We start from the raw sequence: 17881 nt of genomic DNA, 5'->3' as shown, positions 1-17881 counted from the left end.
GATTTCTGTGCTTCTTTTCTTAAAGACATCCCTTATTGCCCTGCTAAATTTAAGCTAATCGGTAAAGTGTATGCAACCCTAACCGGCCGCCCGTTTTGGATACCAGGCTTCCACTTAGGCATGCTTTTCAGCAGACGCACAGCTTCTTCGCCAGTTCCTAAACCCAGGTCACGCAGAACTTTGATATCTGTAAGGCTACCATCGCGTTCAACTACGAACTGCATGATCACCTTACCTGATACTCCCTGCTCACGTGCCATTGCCGGATAACGGTAGTTTTTCTGAAGAAAAGAGTAGAATTTGGCCATACCTCCAGGGAACTCAGGAGAAACCTCTACACTTGTGAAGATCGTATTCACGTCTTCTGTTACTTCCGCTTCCTTAGGCGCCTCACCTACAGGTTCGTCGATCCGGATCTCCGCATTCGGATCTCCTTCAATCGTTTTCTGACCCGGATCAGCAACCTTCAGTTCTTCAACTGTTGGTGGTTCTTCGTCTCTCACTTCCTCGGCCGGTACAACTACCGGAGGCGGAAATTTAACCTGGTCAACCTTTGGTTTAGGTGGCTCAGGAGGCGGAGGCGGAACTTCCTTTTTATCAATTGGTGGCGGAGGTGCCAAAACAACCTCAGTCACTTTCACAGCTTCCTCTTCGGGCATAGCCCCTTTGATTAAGCGAATGATCAGCGGACTACTCACCAAAGCGATAAACAATATGGCTCCTACTACAAGGGCTCTATTTGTTGTCTTATTATTTGTTCTTCGCAACTCATAGGCGCCATAAGTTTTATTACGCCCTGCAAATACCACATCAAGCCATTGCGGATTAAATAAATCTAATTTTGACCCTAACATCTTTTTTTCATTTTAAAGGGTTAATACTTGTGATAAAACTATTTGTAAAGACCCTCGCGTTTAAGCAATTCAATTTCAGGTTCGAAAATATCTACAATAGCATAAGTTTGAGGCTTAATAATGGCCATCTCATCTAATATATCCACCAGGTTTCTATATTTAGACTGCTCACTTGGCTTTATCAATACGATCAGACTTTTTGACGGATCACCGGTCATCGCGATCACTTCTTTTTTCTTTTCCAACAGGGCTTTGCGAATACCGTTTTTTCCAAAGTTGTCAACTTGTGGAGGTGTAAGCGGCTTATCTACCGACCCCATATACCACTCCACTTTGTTACCCGATCCTAACAAGATAGTCATAGTCCGGTTATCAGCAATTGTAAGCTGTTGTTCGTCCTTTACATCCTTGTCCGGCATGGCAATATCCATTGCCTGCGGTTTAGCCAGTGTAGTGGTGAGCATGAAAAAGGTAATCAGTAAGAACGCCAAGTCAACCATCGCTGTTAAATCAACGCGAGTTGACATCTTCTTGGTTCTTATTTTGCCGCCTTTTTTCCCACCCCCGCCGGAGGTATCTAATTCTGCCATCGTTTAATTTTTAGTTTGGTTAGTAATCTTCACCTCTTAAAGAAGTGATCAAACTGAATTTATTTACATTCTGCGTCTGCAGAATTTCAATCACCTTTTGTATCTGGGGGATCTTTTCATTCGCATCACCTTTGATACTCACCCTCATATCCACATTGTGCAACTCTTTAGTGGCCAGACGAGCCTGGTAAATCCACTGATGAAGTTCGGAAGGCCTTACGCCTACTGAATCTATTGGGATACCAGGTTGTAAACCCTCTTTATTCCGCGCTTCACCCTGCATCGCGATGATCTGCTTTAAATTACCCAGTGGAACGCCAAAAGACTCCATTACAGAAAATCTCTTCTTCTCTTCTTCGGTGAAATCCATTCCGTAGACAGTGGCCATCTTTTCAAGTAAGTTGCGCCGTATATCTTGTCCCGGAATCCCGAAGAACACCTTGCCCTTACCAACAGTTAAGGTGGCGATATCTGTATCAGGTAACTTAATTTTAACAGTTGATGCCGGGGTATCAACAGGAAGTGGTTCAGGCTGACGGGCAGTTGCTGTCAAAATAAAGAATGTAAGCAACAGAAACGCCACATCGCACATCGCTGTCATATCAATAGCCGTACTTTTTCTTGGAACTTTAATTCTTGGCATTGCTTCAATTTAATATTGTTTGTACGTTTAATTAGTGATGAAAATATTCCGGGTTTTCCATAAATCCGGAATAATAATTTCAAAACTATTATTTGTGGGTACTAGCGTAAGTCTGTACGATGGAAAACCCTGCTTCGTCAATTGCGTAAGTTAACTTGTCAATTTTTGAAGTGAAAAGGTTGTACATAATAATGGCCAACGCAGATGTAGCGATACCTGTGGCCGTGTTAATCAGGGCCTCAGAAATACCGTTTGCTAATGCAGCCTGGTCAGGAGAACCTGCTGTAGCTAAACCGGCGAAGGCCTTGATCATACCTGTAACGGTACCCAATAAACCCATCAAAGTACCAATTGATACAAGCGTTGCGATAATGGTTAAGTTTTGCTCTAGCATAGGCATCTCCAAAGCAGTAGCTTCTTCGATATCCTTTTGAATAGCTAAACATTTTTGTTCAGTATCCATGTTTTGCTCAACTTCCATTTCTTTATATTTCTTCAAACCTGATTTAATCACGTTGGCAACAGAACCTTCCTGCTTGTCGCACTCCGCCATCGCAGCGTCAATGTTTCTGGCGCCTAATTGAGTTTGAATTCTTTTTACGAAAGAATCAATGTTTCCTTTACCTGTTGCTTTGTTGATCACAAAGAAACGCTCAAAAGAAAAAACGATTACCATCAGGAACAGACCCATTAAAACCGGAACGATATATCCGCCTTTATATACCATCCCGAAATAATTGCCTGGAAGCGGATGACCTGTGTTATCCCCACCTTCAAAGTTCGATGAATCTCCCATAACATATCTCCATAAAACGATACCGATCAGGATACAGATGACAATCGTTAAACTTGCAAAAATGCTTGAACCAGAGCTCTCTTTCTTCGCTGTTGTTGGTTTTGGTGCGTTTGCCATTTTTTTAAATTTTAGTTTTTAGTTGTTGATTAAATATATGAATTTATGATTTGCTTAATGCACGATTATATTGATACACACAAAAGATTATTCTGTTTGTATCGCACCAAAATAAAGAATTAGAGCGGCTAAATATAAAATTAATTTCTTACTACCGCCTAAGAATTCTGAAGAACAAACACCTCTCTCTACAAAAATATTGTCCTGTGAGAAGACAATGATTTACAATGAAACTTATTTTAAACGGAAATTGCAAATAATAAGTGTAAAAATTACAATTAGACGGATACCGCGGTTTTAGGTGCCGCATTGAGTATTTCAGCATTTGCAAACTCCGCAAATTGGTTAAAATTCTTTAAAAAAGCTTGAGCTAAATCCGATGCCTTTTGGTCATAAGCTTGCTTATTTGCCCAGGTGTTTCGCGGGTTCAAAATCTCTGCAGGCACATTAGGGCAGGTCACAGGCATCATCAGCCCAAAGACCGGGTGTTCCTGATATTCTACACTACCGAGTTCCCCTTTTAAGGCTGCACAAATCATGGCGCGGGTATAGCCTAACTTCATTCTTGTGCCCGTGCCATACGAACCGCCTGTCCAACCAGTATTTATCAACCACACATTTACAGCGTTTTCTTTCATTTTCGCTCCAAGCAGCTCAGCATACTTTGTAGGATGAAGCGGCAAAAAAGCCTTCCCGAAACAAGCAGAGAATGTGGTCTGAGGTTCTGTGATGCCGGCTTCGGTGCCTGCCACCTTCGCCGTGTATCCTGATATAAAATGATACATCGCCTGGCCGGCGGTTAACTTCGATATTGGCGGCAACACTCCAAAGGCATCAGCGGTTAGAAAAAAGATGTTATCAGGGGTTTTAGCTATTGATGGTTCAATGGCGTTTTCTATAAAATCGATGGGATACGCAACCCGGGTATTCTCGGTTTTAAGGATATTACTAAAATCAACCCGCCGGCTGTCATCAAAATAATTGGTGTTTTCTAAAAGAGCACCAAACTTTATCGCTTTAAAAATCTGCGGTTCCTTTTCCTGGCTAAGATCCACGCACTTTGCATAACATCCCCCCTCGAAATTGAATACTGAATTCGCACTCCAGCCATGTTCATCATCTCCTATCAAACCTCTTTCCGGATCTGCTGACAATGTGGTTTTTCCCGTACCGGACAAGCCAAAAAATATTGCCGTGTCCCCACCCTTACCCACATTGGCAGAACAATGCATTGACAAAACCTTCCGTTGGTCCGGAAGCAAAAAGTTCAACACGGAAAAAATACCCTTTTTAATCTCACCGGTATAGGCCGTACCGCCTATTAATATTATTTTCTTTGTAAAGTTTAGAATGGCAAAATTCCCCTGCCGTGTTCCATCGATAGCCGGATCTGCTTCAAAACCCGGAGCAGCTATTATCGCCCATTCCGGGGCTTCAGCGGGCGATACCTTTTCAGGCCTGAGAAATAAGTTGTTTGCAAAAAGACTCTGAAAAGCAGTTTCAGTGACCACACGTAAGGTCAGATTGAACTCTGGATCCGCGCACGCATAAGCATCGCGAACATAAATGGGCCTGTCAGACAGGTACTCCACTACCTTATTGTATAGTGCGTCAAATTTATCCGGTTCGAATTGGATATTGATATCACCCCACCACACCTTATCTTTCGTAATATCATCCGCAACTATAAATCGATCTTTTGGAGACCGACCGGTAAACCTGCCGGTATCAACAGCCAGGGCGCCGCTATCTGTTAATTTGCCCTCACCATTGTAAATAGCCATTTCTATCAGCTCCGCAGGCGCTAATTGGTAAAATACTGTCTTAGTCCGATCTAGTTTTAAGTAGCTCAGATTTAAATCCTCATTCAACTTTTTGCTCATGGCTAGCTATATGCTTTTTACAATTATGAAATAAAAGTAAGAAGTTATAAACTGGTTTCCGAAAATAAAAAGCGCTATAAATCAGGTAATTGTAACGTTTACACTAAGGGCTAATGCACTAAATTTCAGCCTTATGCTTTATTTTTTTCACTTAATTTTAACCGCCAATTTTTTTTACTTTAAAACCCTCGGCTAATAACAAGGTCATGATCTTTTCGCGGAAATCGCCCTGAATCAGAACTTCACCATCCTTAACTGATCCCCCAACTCCGCATTTCTGTTTCAGCTTTTTGCCTAACGCATCCAGATCTGCGCTTTGCCCAATAAAACCTGTTACCAGGGTAACAGCTTTACCACCACGTTGTTTCTTATCTAACTGAACACGAAGGTTTTGCTGATTCGGCGCAAGGGTCTCCGCTTCCTCCTGTTGGTTTTCATTATATTCAAAATCCGGATCCGTAGAGTACACGACACCGGTAATGTTCTTATTTTTCTTAGACATATATTTTAGTTTTCAGCTGTCAGCTATCAGTTGTCAGCTATGAAGTATTAGATATGAAGAATTACTTAAGCGACTTAGCTGTTGGAGTTAACTACAAATATCGGGTAGCTGATAGCTAACGGCTGATAGCTGACAGCTACACAATCACCACCAGCGACAACGGCTTAATACCTATATTAAGTTCAGCCTCCATTAATTGCGGTTCGCCGTCTACATGAACAGCACCACTGTTTGCCCTCAGTATCCTAATCTCGCGACCCTTAATGATTTCAACAAATTTTGATCTGTGCGTCGTTTTACTGAACATCCGGTATCCCATCACCGGAAAAAGATAAAGCGGAAAGGGCCGAATAATACACACATCAAGCAAACCATCCTTAACAGAGGCAAAAGGTGAAATGTGGGCATTGTTGCCATACTGTGATGAGTTAGCAATACTTATCATAAAGGCGTTGCGATCATAAGACTTACCATCAATCTGCAGAACATAGTTTTGCGACTGATAGTTCGATATCTCCCTGAGAGCTGTCTGAAAATATCCCCCGACACCTCGTCCCGGATGCTCAGCAAACTCCTTGCTGATATGAGCATCGAAACCAACACCCGCCATATTGAAGAACTTACGGTTGTTTAAGGTACCCGAATCTATCAGGGTGGTGTTCAGGTTATTCAACCTCGCTATCGCATCAGTATCTTTTAAAGGGATGCCCATTGCGCGCGCCAGGCCATTACCGGAGCCACACGGAATTATGCCCATCGGCTTGCCGGTTCCCTCAAGCGTTGAGGCGATTTCATTAATGGTGCCATCACCGCCAACGGCTACTATTATTTCTTTATCACTGTTTTCTCCGGCTATCAGCTTAGCATGCCCTATTCCTTCAGTAAAAATAAATTGGCTATCGAACAGTCTTTTGTCGAGATAGTTAGCCGCCAATTGGGGGAAATCAAGTTTGCTCTTACCACCTGAAATCGGGTTTATAATGAATAAAATGCTCTTTTTCAAGAAAATAGCTTAGTTAACGATTGCAAAAATAGTTTTAAATTTCCCCTTATTTAAAAATTATCCTACTTTTGCCATGCAAAAAAGTGGATCGATTTGCGTTGCCGGGTTAACACACGGCAGGATTGCAACCACGTAAAAAAAAGTGCTAAAAGTATATACTGATTTTTACCCCTCAATCAAACGCTCCTATTCGCTTGTTTTTAGAAATTTTAAATAAACTCAAGTTTATATGCCTTATTTATTTACCTCAGAGTCTGTTTCAGAAGGCCACCCGGACAAAATAGCAGATCAAATATCAGATGCATTAATTGATAACTTCTTAGCCTGGGATTCAGATTCTAAGGTAGCCTGCGAAACTTTAGTAACAACCGGATTGGTTGTATTAGCAGGAGAAGTAAAATCAAAAACCTACCTCGACGTTCAGAAGATAACCCGCGAAGTGATCCGTAAGATCGGTTATACTAAGTCAGAATATATGTTTGAAGCGGATTCCTGTGGGATTATCTCAACCATACATGAGCAGTCTGCTGATATTAACCAGGGCGTTGATAAACAAGATAAAGAAGAACAAGGTGCCGGTGATCAGGGAATGATGTTTGGCTATGCAACCAACGAAACCCAGAACTACATGCCCCTTGCTTTAGACCTTGCGCACAAACTGCTTTTAGAGCTCGCGGTTCTACGCCGTGAGAATACAGATATTGCCTATCTGCGTCCGGATGCCAAATCACAGGTAACCATTGAATATGCCGATGATCACAAACCTATACGGATCGATTCAATTGTTATTTCAACCCAGCATGATGACTTCGATGGAGACGAAACCATGCTTGAGAAAATTAAAAAAGATATTACTTCTATCCTAATCCCCCGGATAAAGGCAACCCTAAGCCCTGAGCTACAGGCTTTGTTCACTGACAGCATAACCTACCATATTAATCCAACCGGGAAGTTCGTAATTGGCGGACCGCATGGAGACAGCGGCCTAACCGGTCGTAAGATTATTGTTGACACATATGGTGGTAAAGGTGCACATGGCGGTGGCGCCTTCTCGGGAAAAGATCCTTCAAAGGTAGACCGGTCTGCGGCTTATGCAACCCGTCATATTGCTAAGAACTTGGTGGCTGCCGGTGTTTGCGACGAGGTTTTGGTTCAGGTATCCTATGCAATTGGCGTTAAAAACCCAATGGGAATATATGTCAATACGAACCACTCCGGTAAGGTGAACTTGTCCGACAGTGAAATAGCAAAGAAGGTTGAAAGTATATTTGATATGACCCCTTACGGAATTGAAACCCGGTTGAAACTACGTAACCCTATCTATTCAGAAACCGCAGCTTACGGCCATATGGGTCGTAAAAATGAAACGGTGACCAAGCAGTTCGCAAGTGCAAACGGCGAAACGAAAAGTTTAGATGTAGAACTGTTCACCTGGGAAAAATTGGATTATGTTGATCAGCTGAAAGAAGCTTTCGGACTATAATCCTGATAAATTAAATCTAACATTGAAGCCTTCTTTCCATCCAGAAAGAAGGCTTTTTAATTGAAAGCTGTATATATCGTTATACTTCCAGAAATAAGCCCATCCTTTGAACATCAATATTAAAGCATTCCGATGAAACCAGACCCGGCTATCATAGTAAAGGGCAAAACTATAGACGACCAGAGCCGCTGCATCCACTATCATTCGGCGCTGGATGTCATTGCCATCAAGTTCAAATGCTGCCATATACACTATCCCTGCTTCAAATGCCATCAGGAAGAAGCCGATCATCAACCGGTAACCTGGAATAAAGAAGAATACGATGAAAAGGCGATCTTATGCGGAGTCTGCAAAACGGAGCTAACGATTCGCCAATATCTGGCCAGCAATTACACCTGCCCTAGTTGTCTGTCTCCTTTCAATCCTGGCTGCTCCAATCATAACCATTTGTATTTTGAGGGGTGACTTGCCTGATAAAACTGGATATTAACCTCTAAGGATGCATTGTTAGCGCTAGCCTTCCTTCTTCCTTAACGACGCCTCTATCATTCCTTCCAGCACCGCCATATCAACATCCGCCAGCTTATTGATGTAAAGACAACCAACGCCTGTTTTATGCTTGCCCAGCTTTTCCAGAGCATCCGCATGCTCCAGAATACCTACGCTGATGTATAATGACAGATTTGCTTTCCGTGGAGAAAAACCGATTCGAAGCCAGTCAACTTCCCGGCCGCTGGCGGGGCTCTTGTATCTTTTGTTACCAAAGCCAATGATCGAGCCGCCCCACATCACAGGCTCTTCTCCGCTGGCCCTTTTCATCATTTCCAAAATCACAAAACTATCCTTGCGCTTCTGTTCATCGGGAATACCATTGATAAAATCCTCCACCCTCACAGAGGTTGGTTTTGTCTTTATTACAGCCAGTTTTGATTTTTTCTCAGCCATTTAAACGGGGGTTTGCGTTATTTGGTCTCCTCAATGAAGGTAATAAAATTTGCTAAATGCTAATTACCCTTTTCAAGCAGAGCGAAATTTGTTCCAGCCGAGAAGCTCCTCATCTCACGCAAAGCAGGTAAGAACTCGCAAAGAACGCTAAGCCCGGCACTTTGAGATTTCTATTTTGTGGCCTTTGCGTGGAAGAAGTCATGCTATTCAAAAGAAACTTTGAGAAGTCACTCATCTCACGTAAGGAGGTAAGAACTCCGCTGCCTTTGCGTTTTGATCTTTGCAGCCTTTGCGTGAAAGAAACCAGTTTATGCGGCCTTTGATCATCATTATCCCGGCAACAACAATGAACATTTAGCTAATTAACAACGAATTGGAAAACAGCAGAACCCGAAGTATTACCCTTGGTATCCCTAGTGACAATTTTCCAGAAATATGTTTTGCCTGATTCAACAGCAACATCATTTAGAATGCTTTCAGAAACATTGCTTTTCAATAATGCAGGCAGGTTATTTAACCCGATATAGACGTCATAATTCGAAATATCATCATCTACATCACTACCTTCCCAGTCAAGTGTAATATTGCCGTTGGTTGCTGTAGCTGTTTGGCCCATTAATGGCTTCTTTATTTCTGCAGGGAATGGCGCATTTGAAGTTTCGCCCGGTCCGGAATTATAAAATTTCCAGGTGTCACTTTGAGCACTGCTTGTGGTTTTGGATGATCCGGAACTAATAAACCATGAGTATGGCGTATTCTTCATTATTCGAACTTCCAGATTAGTAGCTTTCGATTCCTTATCAATCACCTCGCCCGTTTTAAGATTTTTTAAGGTCAAACGGTAGTTCTCGGTATTTGGTGCCATGTTCCACTCAAACAGCACAATGCTCTCAGTCTCACTTATTACGTTACCCGTGGTGCAAGCCTCGTTATTCCGGGGAGATATCAGCATTGCCTTCCCTGGAGGAAGAATAGGGTGCTCCTTTTTTTTACATCCCGGTACGGCGAGGACCAGAAGGATAATTGCTGAGATTAGTCGTATCATAGTTTGACAATTTTATAGTAAGTCTCAGAATGATCTATCGTTAGTTTCAGGGTATAAAATCCGGCTTTTAGCGCTGATAGTTCCAGCTGAAGAATTTCTGAGAATATATGATCCTGCTTTTGCATAAGCCTTCCTTCGATGCTATAGATCTCTGTTAAAACTTTAGACCCAGGGGAGTTCCCCAGATTAACATTCAAAACACTTGTAAAAGGGTTCGGGAATACTATTGCTTCCCGGGACACGTTGACAATCTTTTCAAAAATCCCCTGGCACTTTGTGTCTGTCGCAATCCGGATCTTATTAACTCCCTGTGTTAAAGGAAGTGTAAGGGTACTATTTGACGTCTGTGAAGCAATGCCATTGAGCTCAATCAGGTATAATGTGGCACCATTCAAATTTAAAGTGATTGTCTTTTGGTCATTATTTACAAAAGCATAAACAGCGAGGTCCTTGGGTTCAGATATGGTCAGATCGTAGCACATTTCGTAATCCGGCTGACCATCAACTGTAATACAAATTTTATAAGAACCTGCACTAAGATCATTGATATCCAGATTATTCTCAAAAGTATAAGAATTCGTTTTTCCGCTTCCGGTTATTACAGCCTTATAAGCTAATGGCTCTACGGCAGAAATATGTATTTGCCCATTATCACTGGTTTTACAACTTTCCCCGACTGTAGAAATGTTGAAATTATTTACCGGCAGGTTAAATATTGCCGACACCACAATTGCCGGGGATATCGTCAGGCATCCTCCCGAATTAACTGTCACCGTATACGACCCGCTTGTGGTAGCGGTGTAACCTGAGTTGCTTTGGCCGGTTATCACCTCCCCGTTCCGATACCAGGCATAGGTATAATCGGGATTTGCATCTGCGGATAATAGCACGCTTCCCCCTGTAAAGAAACTTGTGGCGCCGCCTGCCCGAATTACCGCGCGGGGCAGCGGGTTAACCGTCAGAGGGTTAGCCGAAACGGCAGTCCCGGCAGGCGTAGTCACGGATATTTTTCCCGACACTGGCCCATTGATGACCGCTGAGATAGTAGAAGGCGATTCAACCTGGAAAGAAGTAGCAGCAATTGACCCGATATTGACGGCAGTGGTTCCAATAAAATTGGTTCCGGTGATGGTCAATGTAACCGGGGACCCGCTGCATACGACAGGGGGTGTAAAAGTACTGATCGTGGGTGCTGGAGGTCGGGCGTTCACAGTCACCACCAGCGCCGACGAAACTGCCTGACACCCTTTCGACCTAATGCTTATCATATATGATCCGGCTAACGAAGCCCTGTAGGTCGAACTGACCTGGCCGCTTAACACCTGCCCGTCCCGATACCAGGCATAAGAATAAGCAGAATCTGTATCAGCTGATAAAAACACACTGCCTCCGCTCAGGAAAGTGGTTGGACCATCCGCACGTATCACTGCCGTAGGCAGAGGGTTCAATGTAAAAGTGCCTGCCGACGTCGCTGTCCCATCTGGAGTGATCACCGTTATAGAGCCTGACCGCAGGGAATTCACCACTGCCGAAATGGTTGAGTTTGATTCTACCCTGAAGGAACTGGCGGCAACGCCGCCGATGCTAACAGCACTCGCTCCGTTGAAGTTTGTCCCATGGATGGTGATGGTAACCGGAGCGTTTCCACACACGGATGCAGGCGTAAAAGAGCTGATGGTGGGTACTGGGGCCAACGGATTCACGGTCACTACAAGTGCAGAAGAAAACGCCTGGCATCCGCCTGATATTATGCTTACCGTATAAGATCCGCTAGCGCTTACCGTATAAGTAGAACTGACCTGCCCGCTGATCTCCTCCCCGTTACGGTACCAGGCATACACATAGCCGGGATTCGCATCTGTAGACAAAAGGACACTCCCGCCGCTTACGAAAACCGTGGGTCCCCCCGCGCTGATTACCGCCAGAGGGAGTGGATTTACCGTCAGCGAATCAGATGAGATAGCCGTCCCGGCTGGCGTGGTCACGGAGACTTTTCCTGACCGGGGCGCATTGACTACGGCAGTAATAGTGGAAGATGATTCCACCTGGAAGGAAGTGGCGGCCAACCCGTCAATATTAACCGCAGTGGCTCCGGCAAAGTTCGTCCCGATGATCGTCAGCGTTAACGGTGTTCGACCGCATCCCGTCTCAGGTGTAAAGGAACTAATCGTTGGCACTGTATCCACCGGATTCACCGTTATAACCACGGCTGCTGAAATTACCAGGCAGCCATTAGACGTAATCCCTGCCGTATAGGAACCACCCACTATTGCCACATAAGTAGACTGAACCTGGCCGCTGATTAGCTGCCCGTCCAGATACCACGTATAAGAGTAAGTTGAATCAGCATCGACTGATAAAAGCACGCTTCCTCCGCTCGGGAAAGTGGTAGGCCCCTCCGCACGTATCACCGCCTCAGGCATTGGAGTCACTGTAAAAGTGCCTGTAGAAGTCGCTGTCCCATCTGGAGTGATCACCGTTATCGACCCAGAGCGCGGGGAATTCACAACTGCCAGAATGGTTGAAGGTGATTCCACCTCGAAGGAATCTGCTGTAAAGCCACCAATATTCACCACAGTCGCTCCGGCAAGGTTTGTCCCATTGATAGTTATGGTAACCGGGTCGTTTCCACACACGGATGCTGGCGTAAAAGAGCTGATAGTAGGTGCTGGCGGCAGGGGGTTCACGGTCACCAAAATCGGAGAAGAAAGCGCTTGGCAACCCTTTGATATAACGCCTACCGTATAGGATCCGCTGGCGTTAGCTGTATAAGCTGAACTGCTCTCGCCGCTGATTTCCTCCCCGTTCCGGTACCAGGTATAAGTATAGCCGGGGTTCGCCTCGGTAGATAATAGGACACTCCCGCCACTTCCGAAGATGGTGGGTCCCCCAGCGCTGATTTCTGCCGGAGGGAGTGGATTCACCGTCAACGAACCGGATGAGGTAGCAGTTCCAGCTGGCCCGGTCACGGAAACTTTGCCTGACCGGGGCGCATTAACCAGGGCGGTAATAGTTGTGGATGATTCCACCTGGAAGGAAGTGACGGCTATTCCATCAATACTGACCGCGGTGGCTCCGGTAAAATTCGTCCCAATGATCGTTACAGTTAAGGGAGTACTACTGCATCCAACTTCAGGAGTAAAGGAGGTTATGGCTGGCATTGTATTCAGGGTTACCACCAAGGCTGACGAAATTGCCTGACAGCCCTTCGAAGTTATGCTTACTGTGTAGGAGCCACCTGATGTTGCCAGATAGGTCGAACTGGCCTGGCCGCTAATCAGCTGCCCGTCCCAGTACCAGGCATAGGAGTAAGTTGAATCTGCATCAGTCGATAAAAGCACACTGCCTCCGCTTAAGAATGTGGTAGGTCCGTCCGCTGTGACCACCGCTACAGGGACTGTATTGACAGTAAAGGTGCTGTTTGAAACTGCTGTTCCCCCGGGCGTAGACACCGAAACCGTTCCCGTTTGCCGGGCGTTCACGATCGCCGAAATGCTTGATGGCGATTCCACTTCAAAGGAGTTCGCATCAAAGCTGCCAATCCGGACAACCGTAGTTCCCGTGAAATTCGTTCCGCTGATTTTTACGGTTACCGAATCGTTGTTGCACGCCTCCGCGGGAGTAAAGGAGCTGATGGTTGGCACCAGGGCAACCGGACTTACCGTTACCACTACGGCCGGAGATATCGCTGAGCAGTTATTTGATGTGATGCTCACCGTATAGGATCCGCTTAGCGAAGCTGTATAGTCCGAATCACTCTCGCCGCTTATCACCTGCCCATCCCGATACCAGGAATACAGATAGCCCGAATCTGCACTTGCGGATAGACGGACGCTTCCACCGGTAAAAAAACTAGTAGGCCCGTCTGCACTTATCAAAGCCTGCGGGAGCAGATTTACCGTCAGCGGACTGGCCGAAATCGCTACCCCTGCGGGTGTAGTCACGGCAATACTTCCCTGTTGCGGAGAGTTCGAGATCGCCACAATGACTGACGATGATTCTACCCGAAAGGAGGATACTGCGATGCCACCAATGCTGACCGCCGTAACACCCGTAAAGTTCGTTCCGCTGATCATTATGGTCGCCGGGATTTCGCTGCAAACGGTCGCGGGCGTAAAGGAGGAGATCGTAGGCGAGGCGGGCAGAAGGAAACTAAATCCCGGCAAGGAAGCATTACCACCAGGAGTACTAATAGCAACCTCCCCCGAGGCTCCGTCACCTACTACCGCAGTGATGGTGGTATCTGATAAAACCTGAAAAGAAACTGCCTGAGTTCCTCCAAAACTAACCTCGGTCGCCCCCAATAAATTTTTACCATTTAAATTAACCGATCCTCCGGCAAGGGCCGCTCTGGGAGAGAATGAAGTGACTTCTGGCTTGTGAAAAAAACTGAATCCATCAATCCCCCGGTTCAAATTCCCGTTGCCCACCGTAACCGCGCCGCTTGTACCACCCCCTACCACCGCCATGATGCTTGAGGGCGAAACCACCGAGAATGAAGCAGCCGGCACACCTCCGAAATCGACTGTTTTCGTTAGCGTCAGGTTACTTCCGGTGATGTTTACGATGGTGCCTACGCTGGCTTTTGTTGGTGAAAATGAGGTTATAGAGAAATCTCCACTATATGCCTCAAAGGAAAATGAGCCGATTCCAGCGCCATCTATTGAAATGTTCTTAATCAATATGCCGGTATTTTCAAGAGTATAAGTTTTTGAGTCGGGTTTAGTGAAGTCATCGAAGGATGAATTAACTGATGACCCCGGAAACAAGTCACCGTCATCACCCCGACCAAATCCCCTGTTATCTAGTTCATCTAAACCGTCAGCTTCTTCCAGGTCAACCAATTTTCGATTAAAATTAGTATTTGACGATTGATTTGAGTTGATGTGCCAGATTGCTAAACCACTACCCGGCAACTCCGTATCCAGACCCAATTTTTGCCTGTTCTCAATTAAAAAATACTCATTCGAAAGCCCTGTGTTTACCCTGAAGCACTCGGCATTTTCACTTGCCGCATTAAGGGTATATGTCCCTGACGATGAAATGGTAGTGGGATTGATCCAGCCCAGAGTAAATTTGCTCCACGCGCATAAATTTCCGGGGGAATGTTCTCCGCCTAGCCAGGAAGCTCCGCCCATTAAAGACCAATTACCTACACCCTCCGATTCAAAGGTAGTATCATACAGATCAGGCAAACCCAGTAAGTGCCCAAATTCATGACAGAAAACGCCAATCCCGGTTATACTATTTCCCCTTATCCTAATCTCGGGGTTCATGATATAATCATTTATCCTCACCCCATCATAAATGACTTGTCGTGCACCAAGCCCCCAGCGATGGGACCAGATATACTGTGCCTGGCTGCCTTCTTCAGCACCCGGACCGCTGTGCACTACATTAATTCCATCTACAATACCATCCTTGTCATTATCATACTGCGAAAAGTCAACGCCTGCAGCCTGAGCTGCATCAACAGCTTCTCTAACCAGTTCTTGTGATCGTCCATATCCATTTTGATACCCATAATATTGATAAGGCTGCTTTGCCGTTACCCATTCCATGACATCGGTTTCCACGTCTAACTGGCCAAATGAACTTTTCAGAAAGTAATCCCGAAAACTTCCGGTTCCTCTATAATCCTTTAGGTTCATTAAATTGCCGAAATCAGCACCGGTGAACCTACCCGGGAGATCCGGGTATTTGATCAACAATAGCAGCGATCTCCGCTTCCCTGAAGCGGGGAAACTTTTCACTTCCGTAGGCGATCCCGCGAATCGTGGGGCCTCTTTTAGATTCGGGGCAGTCAGAATGTCCGGTTCTAATGATTTGGGGAGCGTTTGCAACAGCTTTTCCTCATTACCGGTCCGCCTCATTAAGTCACGGGCAACTACACCGCCTGGCACCAATTGGCCATTCTCCTTTTTCGCGTACTCATAAATGCCATTCCTTTGAACTACCGAATAGCCGTCGATCGTCTCTGTCCACGATTTCCATTGCGAACCTTTCCCAATGATCGTTAACAACGATCCGTCAATTTGCCTGATCGTTATGGGATAGGGGGAAGCGGGAATGGAACAATAAGGTAATGATGGCTCGGATGTTTGACTGCTGGAGGTCTTGCCAACGAGAAGAATCAACAGGAGGAGGTATAAGTATTTCTTCATAAAACAGAATGAACAATCGTTATAGTCGCCCTTCCCCCGAAGGCCTTTATTGTATTTGTCTAAAATGCAAACCCCAGGTTAAATCCCAGGCCGCGCACACCGGCAAAAGGGCCTTTGGCAATTCCTCTTACCCCCTGGTCATTTACACTGGCAGAGATATATCTTTTATCGCCGAACTCAACCAGCGTTTCTATCTCGTCCTGCAACCGCAGTTTTTCTTCCTCAGTCAATGAACTGAGGTTAGCCACCACATCCGCATTGCCTTTTAAATTTCCATAATGTGCCCCGATAATGTACCAGTCGAAGATTATTCGCCTCGAAATCAACCATTGCGAGCCAATCATTAATCCTCCGCCAAAACCTTTAAGGGAACTTTGCAGCGGAATCGGATAAGTGTTCCTTTCCGTAACGAAGTCCATCAGATAATTTACATCCATATTTAGATGGCGCCCGTATAGCGATAAATAGAAACCCCTTGCGCCGGGATGCCTGCCACCATAGAGTCGCAGCTCCGCAGTTATGGTGCTGTTACCCGTGCTAATGGCGTTCAGGTCATTCAACAGGCCGCTATCATCCGATAACCTGCTGGTGACCTGGGAAGCCAGGGGCAGGTTGTTTAAGTTACTGACGTGCATATAGCGATATCCCGCAATCACTGACATCTTGCGCGTTATCGTGCGCTCATAATTGAAATTAAAGTTGTTTAAAACCAGGGACGATACATTTATCTTGAACCCGTTTTTTTTAAACGAGGCTGTACCTTTTTCCCATGCATTATCTTCTTCCATTTGGTCTGCAATCTTTGTCTGCGCATTAGCAGGTAGGATGTTGAGCAGCAGCACCACGAGTGCTGAATTAAGTAACCTGATGGAGTACTTTTTCATATCGGCTGATTGTAATCTGAAGTCTAATAAGCAGTAGAGAAGGCAATAAATAAAAAGAACTCCGCGAATGGAACCCCGTTAAAAAGCCTGACACTTAAAGTTGGCTCTTCACCAACCAGAAAACAATACCCATCAGCGGGTATTATGTACCTTAATTTTGTGAAACAAAAAAAGCCCTAAACGGATGTATTGGTTTTGAAACTAGAGCAGATCGAATGCCTGCGCGTATTGAGAAATATCATAATGCGAAGTGATCTTCAGCTTCTGTCTGATATTCTTACGATGTGTTTCAACGGTCGAGTGAGCGATAAATAGTTGACTTGCAATTTCGCCGGACGCCTGGCCCATTGCCATCAACTTTAAAACCTCACGTTCCCGCTTTCCTAATTTTGAGAAATTATGAAAGTGCTTTCTTAAAAAGCTGTTCTCGTTCAATATCCTGGCCACCTTGGATGTTACGTGAGTCAACGGATCAACGGGGAAGGAAGTCGTAATAGTCAAAAGGGGTTTGTTCAATTCATCGCGCATTAAGATTTTCAAACAGCTGAAGTGCCATCGCCAGCTTCCACCTGCCCCTGTTCTTACCTGCTGAAAGAACGTCATGCTTTCATCGGTAGACCGGCCTTCGATAAAAGCCAGGATCCGCGGAACGTAAAGCTTAGCGTCTTCCGGGTTGAAAAACCGGTTATGATATTCCGGACCCAGGTTCTGTAATTCCTCAAAGGAAATTCCCAAATCGCGCAGGCCTTGCGGCGACATATATTTGATATGCAATTCAGGGATACTATGAACAATAATTACACCCGGAACCATGTCCGCAGTTGCAGCAATCTGTGCAAGACATTTCTTGACACGCTCGTTCTGTTGAGAATTTTTTTTCATAAGAGATGCTTAGGGGATAACCTGGCAGATTAAGCATAATTTAAGAAAAAAAATAGCTATCCACAGGGGATAATAACAATAAACGCCTGT

Annotated in this window: 15 protein-coding genes; 2 read left to right on the top strand and 13 right to left on the bottom strand. The window is 45.1% G+C overall.

All coding sequences use genetic code 11. The features are described 5' to 3' along the window. Nucleotides 1-32 precede the first annotated feature (32 nt). The 7 genes from AC1MCB_RS17740 to AC1MCB_RS17710 form a co-directional block, all read right to left on the bottom strand. On the bottom strand, nucleotides 33-854 hold the full coding sequence (locus tag AC1MCB_RS17740; protein WP_479966054.1) for an energy transducer TonB: 822 nt from the start codon (nucleotides 852-854) through the stop codon (nucleotides 33-35). A 38-nt stretch (nucleotides 855-892) separates the two neighbouring features. Further along, nucleotides 893-1444 carry an ExbD/TolR family protein gene (locus AC1MCB_RS17735; RefSeq protein WP_479966053.1) on the bottom strand — a complete coding sequence of 184 codons (552 nt, stop codon included), beginning with the start codon at nucleotides 1442-1444 and terminating at the stop codon, nucleotides 893-895. Nucleotides 1445-1463: 19 nt separating this feature from the next. Further along, on the bottom strand, nucleotides 1464-2087 hold the full coding sequence (locus AC1MCB_RS17730; protein WP_479966052.1) for an ExbD/TolR family protein: 624 nt from the start codon (nucleotides 2085-2087) through the stop codon (nucleotides 1464-1466). 88 nt (nucleotides 2088-2175) lie between these two features. Then, the gene (locus tag AC1MCB_RS17725; protein ID WP_479966051.1) at nucleotides 2176-3000 is read right to left on the bottom strand and encodes a MotA/TolQ/ExbB proton channel family protein; all 825 of its coding nucleotides are present in this window, start codon (nucleotides 2998-3000) and stop codon (nucleotides 2176-2178) included. A 278-nt stretch (nucleotides 3001-3278) separates the two neighbouring features. Continuing rightward, nucleotides 3279-4883, bottom strand: coding sequence for a phosphoenolpyruvate carboxykinase (ATP) (gene pckA / locus AC1MCB_RS17720; protein WP_479966050.1), 1605 nt, complete (start codon nucleotides 4881-4883; stop codon nucleotides 3279-3281). A 157-nt stretch (nucleotides 4884-5040) separates the two neighbouring features. Then, nucleotides 5041-5385, bottom strand: coding sequence for a translation initiation factor (locus AC1MCB_RS17715; protein WP_479966049.1), 345 nt, complete (start codon nucleotides 5383-5385; stop codon nucleotides 5041-5043). Between the two features lie 136 nt (nucleotides 5386-5521). Then, entirely contained in the window at nucleotides 5522-6388 is an 867-nt protein-coding gene (locus AC1MCB_RS17710; protein ID WP_479966048.1) for a diacylglycerol/lipid kinase family protein, read from the bottom strand. A gap of 229 nt (nucleotides 6389-6617) precedes the next feature. On the opposite strand from AC1MCB_RS17710, the gene metK reads away from it, so the two are divergent. Then, nucleotides 6618-7871, top strand: a complete 1254-nt coding sequence (gene metK, locus AC1MCB_RS17705) for a methionine adenosyltransferase (protein ID WP_479966047.1) — start codon at nucleotides 6618-6620, stop codon at nucleotides 7869-7871. On the opposite strand, the gene AC1MCB_RS17700 is transcribed toward metK, so the two are convergent. Next, nucleotides 7866-8162 carry a hypothetical protein gene (locus tag AC1MCB_RS17700; protein WP_479968789.1) on the bottom strand — a complete coding sequence of 99 codons (297 nt, stop codon included), beginning with the start codon at nucleotides 8160-8162 and terminating at the stop codon, nucleotides 7866-7868. The genes metK and AC1MCB_RS17700 overlap by 6 nt on opposite strands. Here AC1MCB_RS17700 and AC1MCB_RS17695 point away from each other — a divergent pair. After that, entirely contained in the window at nucleotides 8043-8336 is a 294-nt protein-coding gene (locus tag AC1MCB_RS17695) for a CHY zinc finger protein (protein WP_479968757.1), read from the top strand. The genes AC1MCB_RS17700 and AC1MCB_RS17695 overlap by 120 nt on opposite strands. Nucleotides 8337-8384: 48 nt before the next feature. Here the strand turns inward: AC1MCB_RS17695 and AC1MCB_RS17690 are convergent, their stop codons facing one another. The 5 genes from AC1MCB_RS17690 to AC1MCB_RS17670 all read right to left on the bottom strand — a co-directional run bounded on the left by AC1MCB_RS17690 (nucleotide 8385) and on the right by AC1MCB_RS17670 (nucleotide 17791). Further along, on the bottom strand, nucleotides 8385-8816 hold the full coding sequence (locus tag AC1MCB_RS17690) for a DUF1801 domain-containing protein (RefSeq protein ID WP_479966046.1): 432 nt from the start codon (nucleotides 8814-8816) through the stop codon (nucleotides 8385-8387). Between the two features lie 358 nt (nucleotides 8817-9174). After that, complete coding sequence (locus AC1MCB_RS17685; protein WP_479966045.1) at nucleotides 9175-9861, bottom strand: hypothetical protein; 687 nt, start codon at nucleotides 9859-9861, stop codon at nucleotides 9175-9177. Next, nucleotides 9858-16025 carry a M6 family metalloprotease domain-containing protein gene (locus tag AC1MCB_RS17680; RefSeq protein WP_479966044.1) on the bottom strand — a complete coding sequence of 2056 codons (6168 nt, stop codon included), beginning with the start codon at nucleotides 16023-16025 and terminating at the stop codon, nucleotides 9858-9860. Before AC1MCB_RS17680 ends, AC1MCB_RS17685 begins: the two co-directional genes overlap by 4 nt. Nucleotides 16026-16084: 59 nt before the next feature. Continuing rightward, nucleotides 16085-16909 (bottom strand): DUF3575 domain-containing protein, encoded by an 825-nt coding sequence (locus tag AC1MCB_RS17675; RefSeq protein ID WP_479966043.1) that lies wholly within the window; start codon nucleotides 16907-16909, stop codon nucleotides 16085-16087. 201 nt (nucleotides 16910-17110) lie between these two features. Then, nucleotides 17111-17791, bottom strand: coding sequence for a helix-turn-helix transcriptional regulator (locus AC1MCB_RS17670; protein WP_479966042.1), 681 nt, complete (start codon nucleotides 17789-17791; stop codon nucleotides 17111-17113). Between the last annotated feature and the right edge of the window lie 90 nt (nucleotides 17792-17881).

The organism is Daejeonella sp. AP26 (assembly GCF_056680515.1).
The sequence above is the reverse complement of the archived record's forward strand: the minus strand, read 5'-3'. Positions and strand labels throughout refer to the sequence as shown.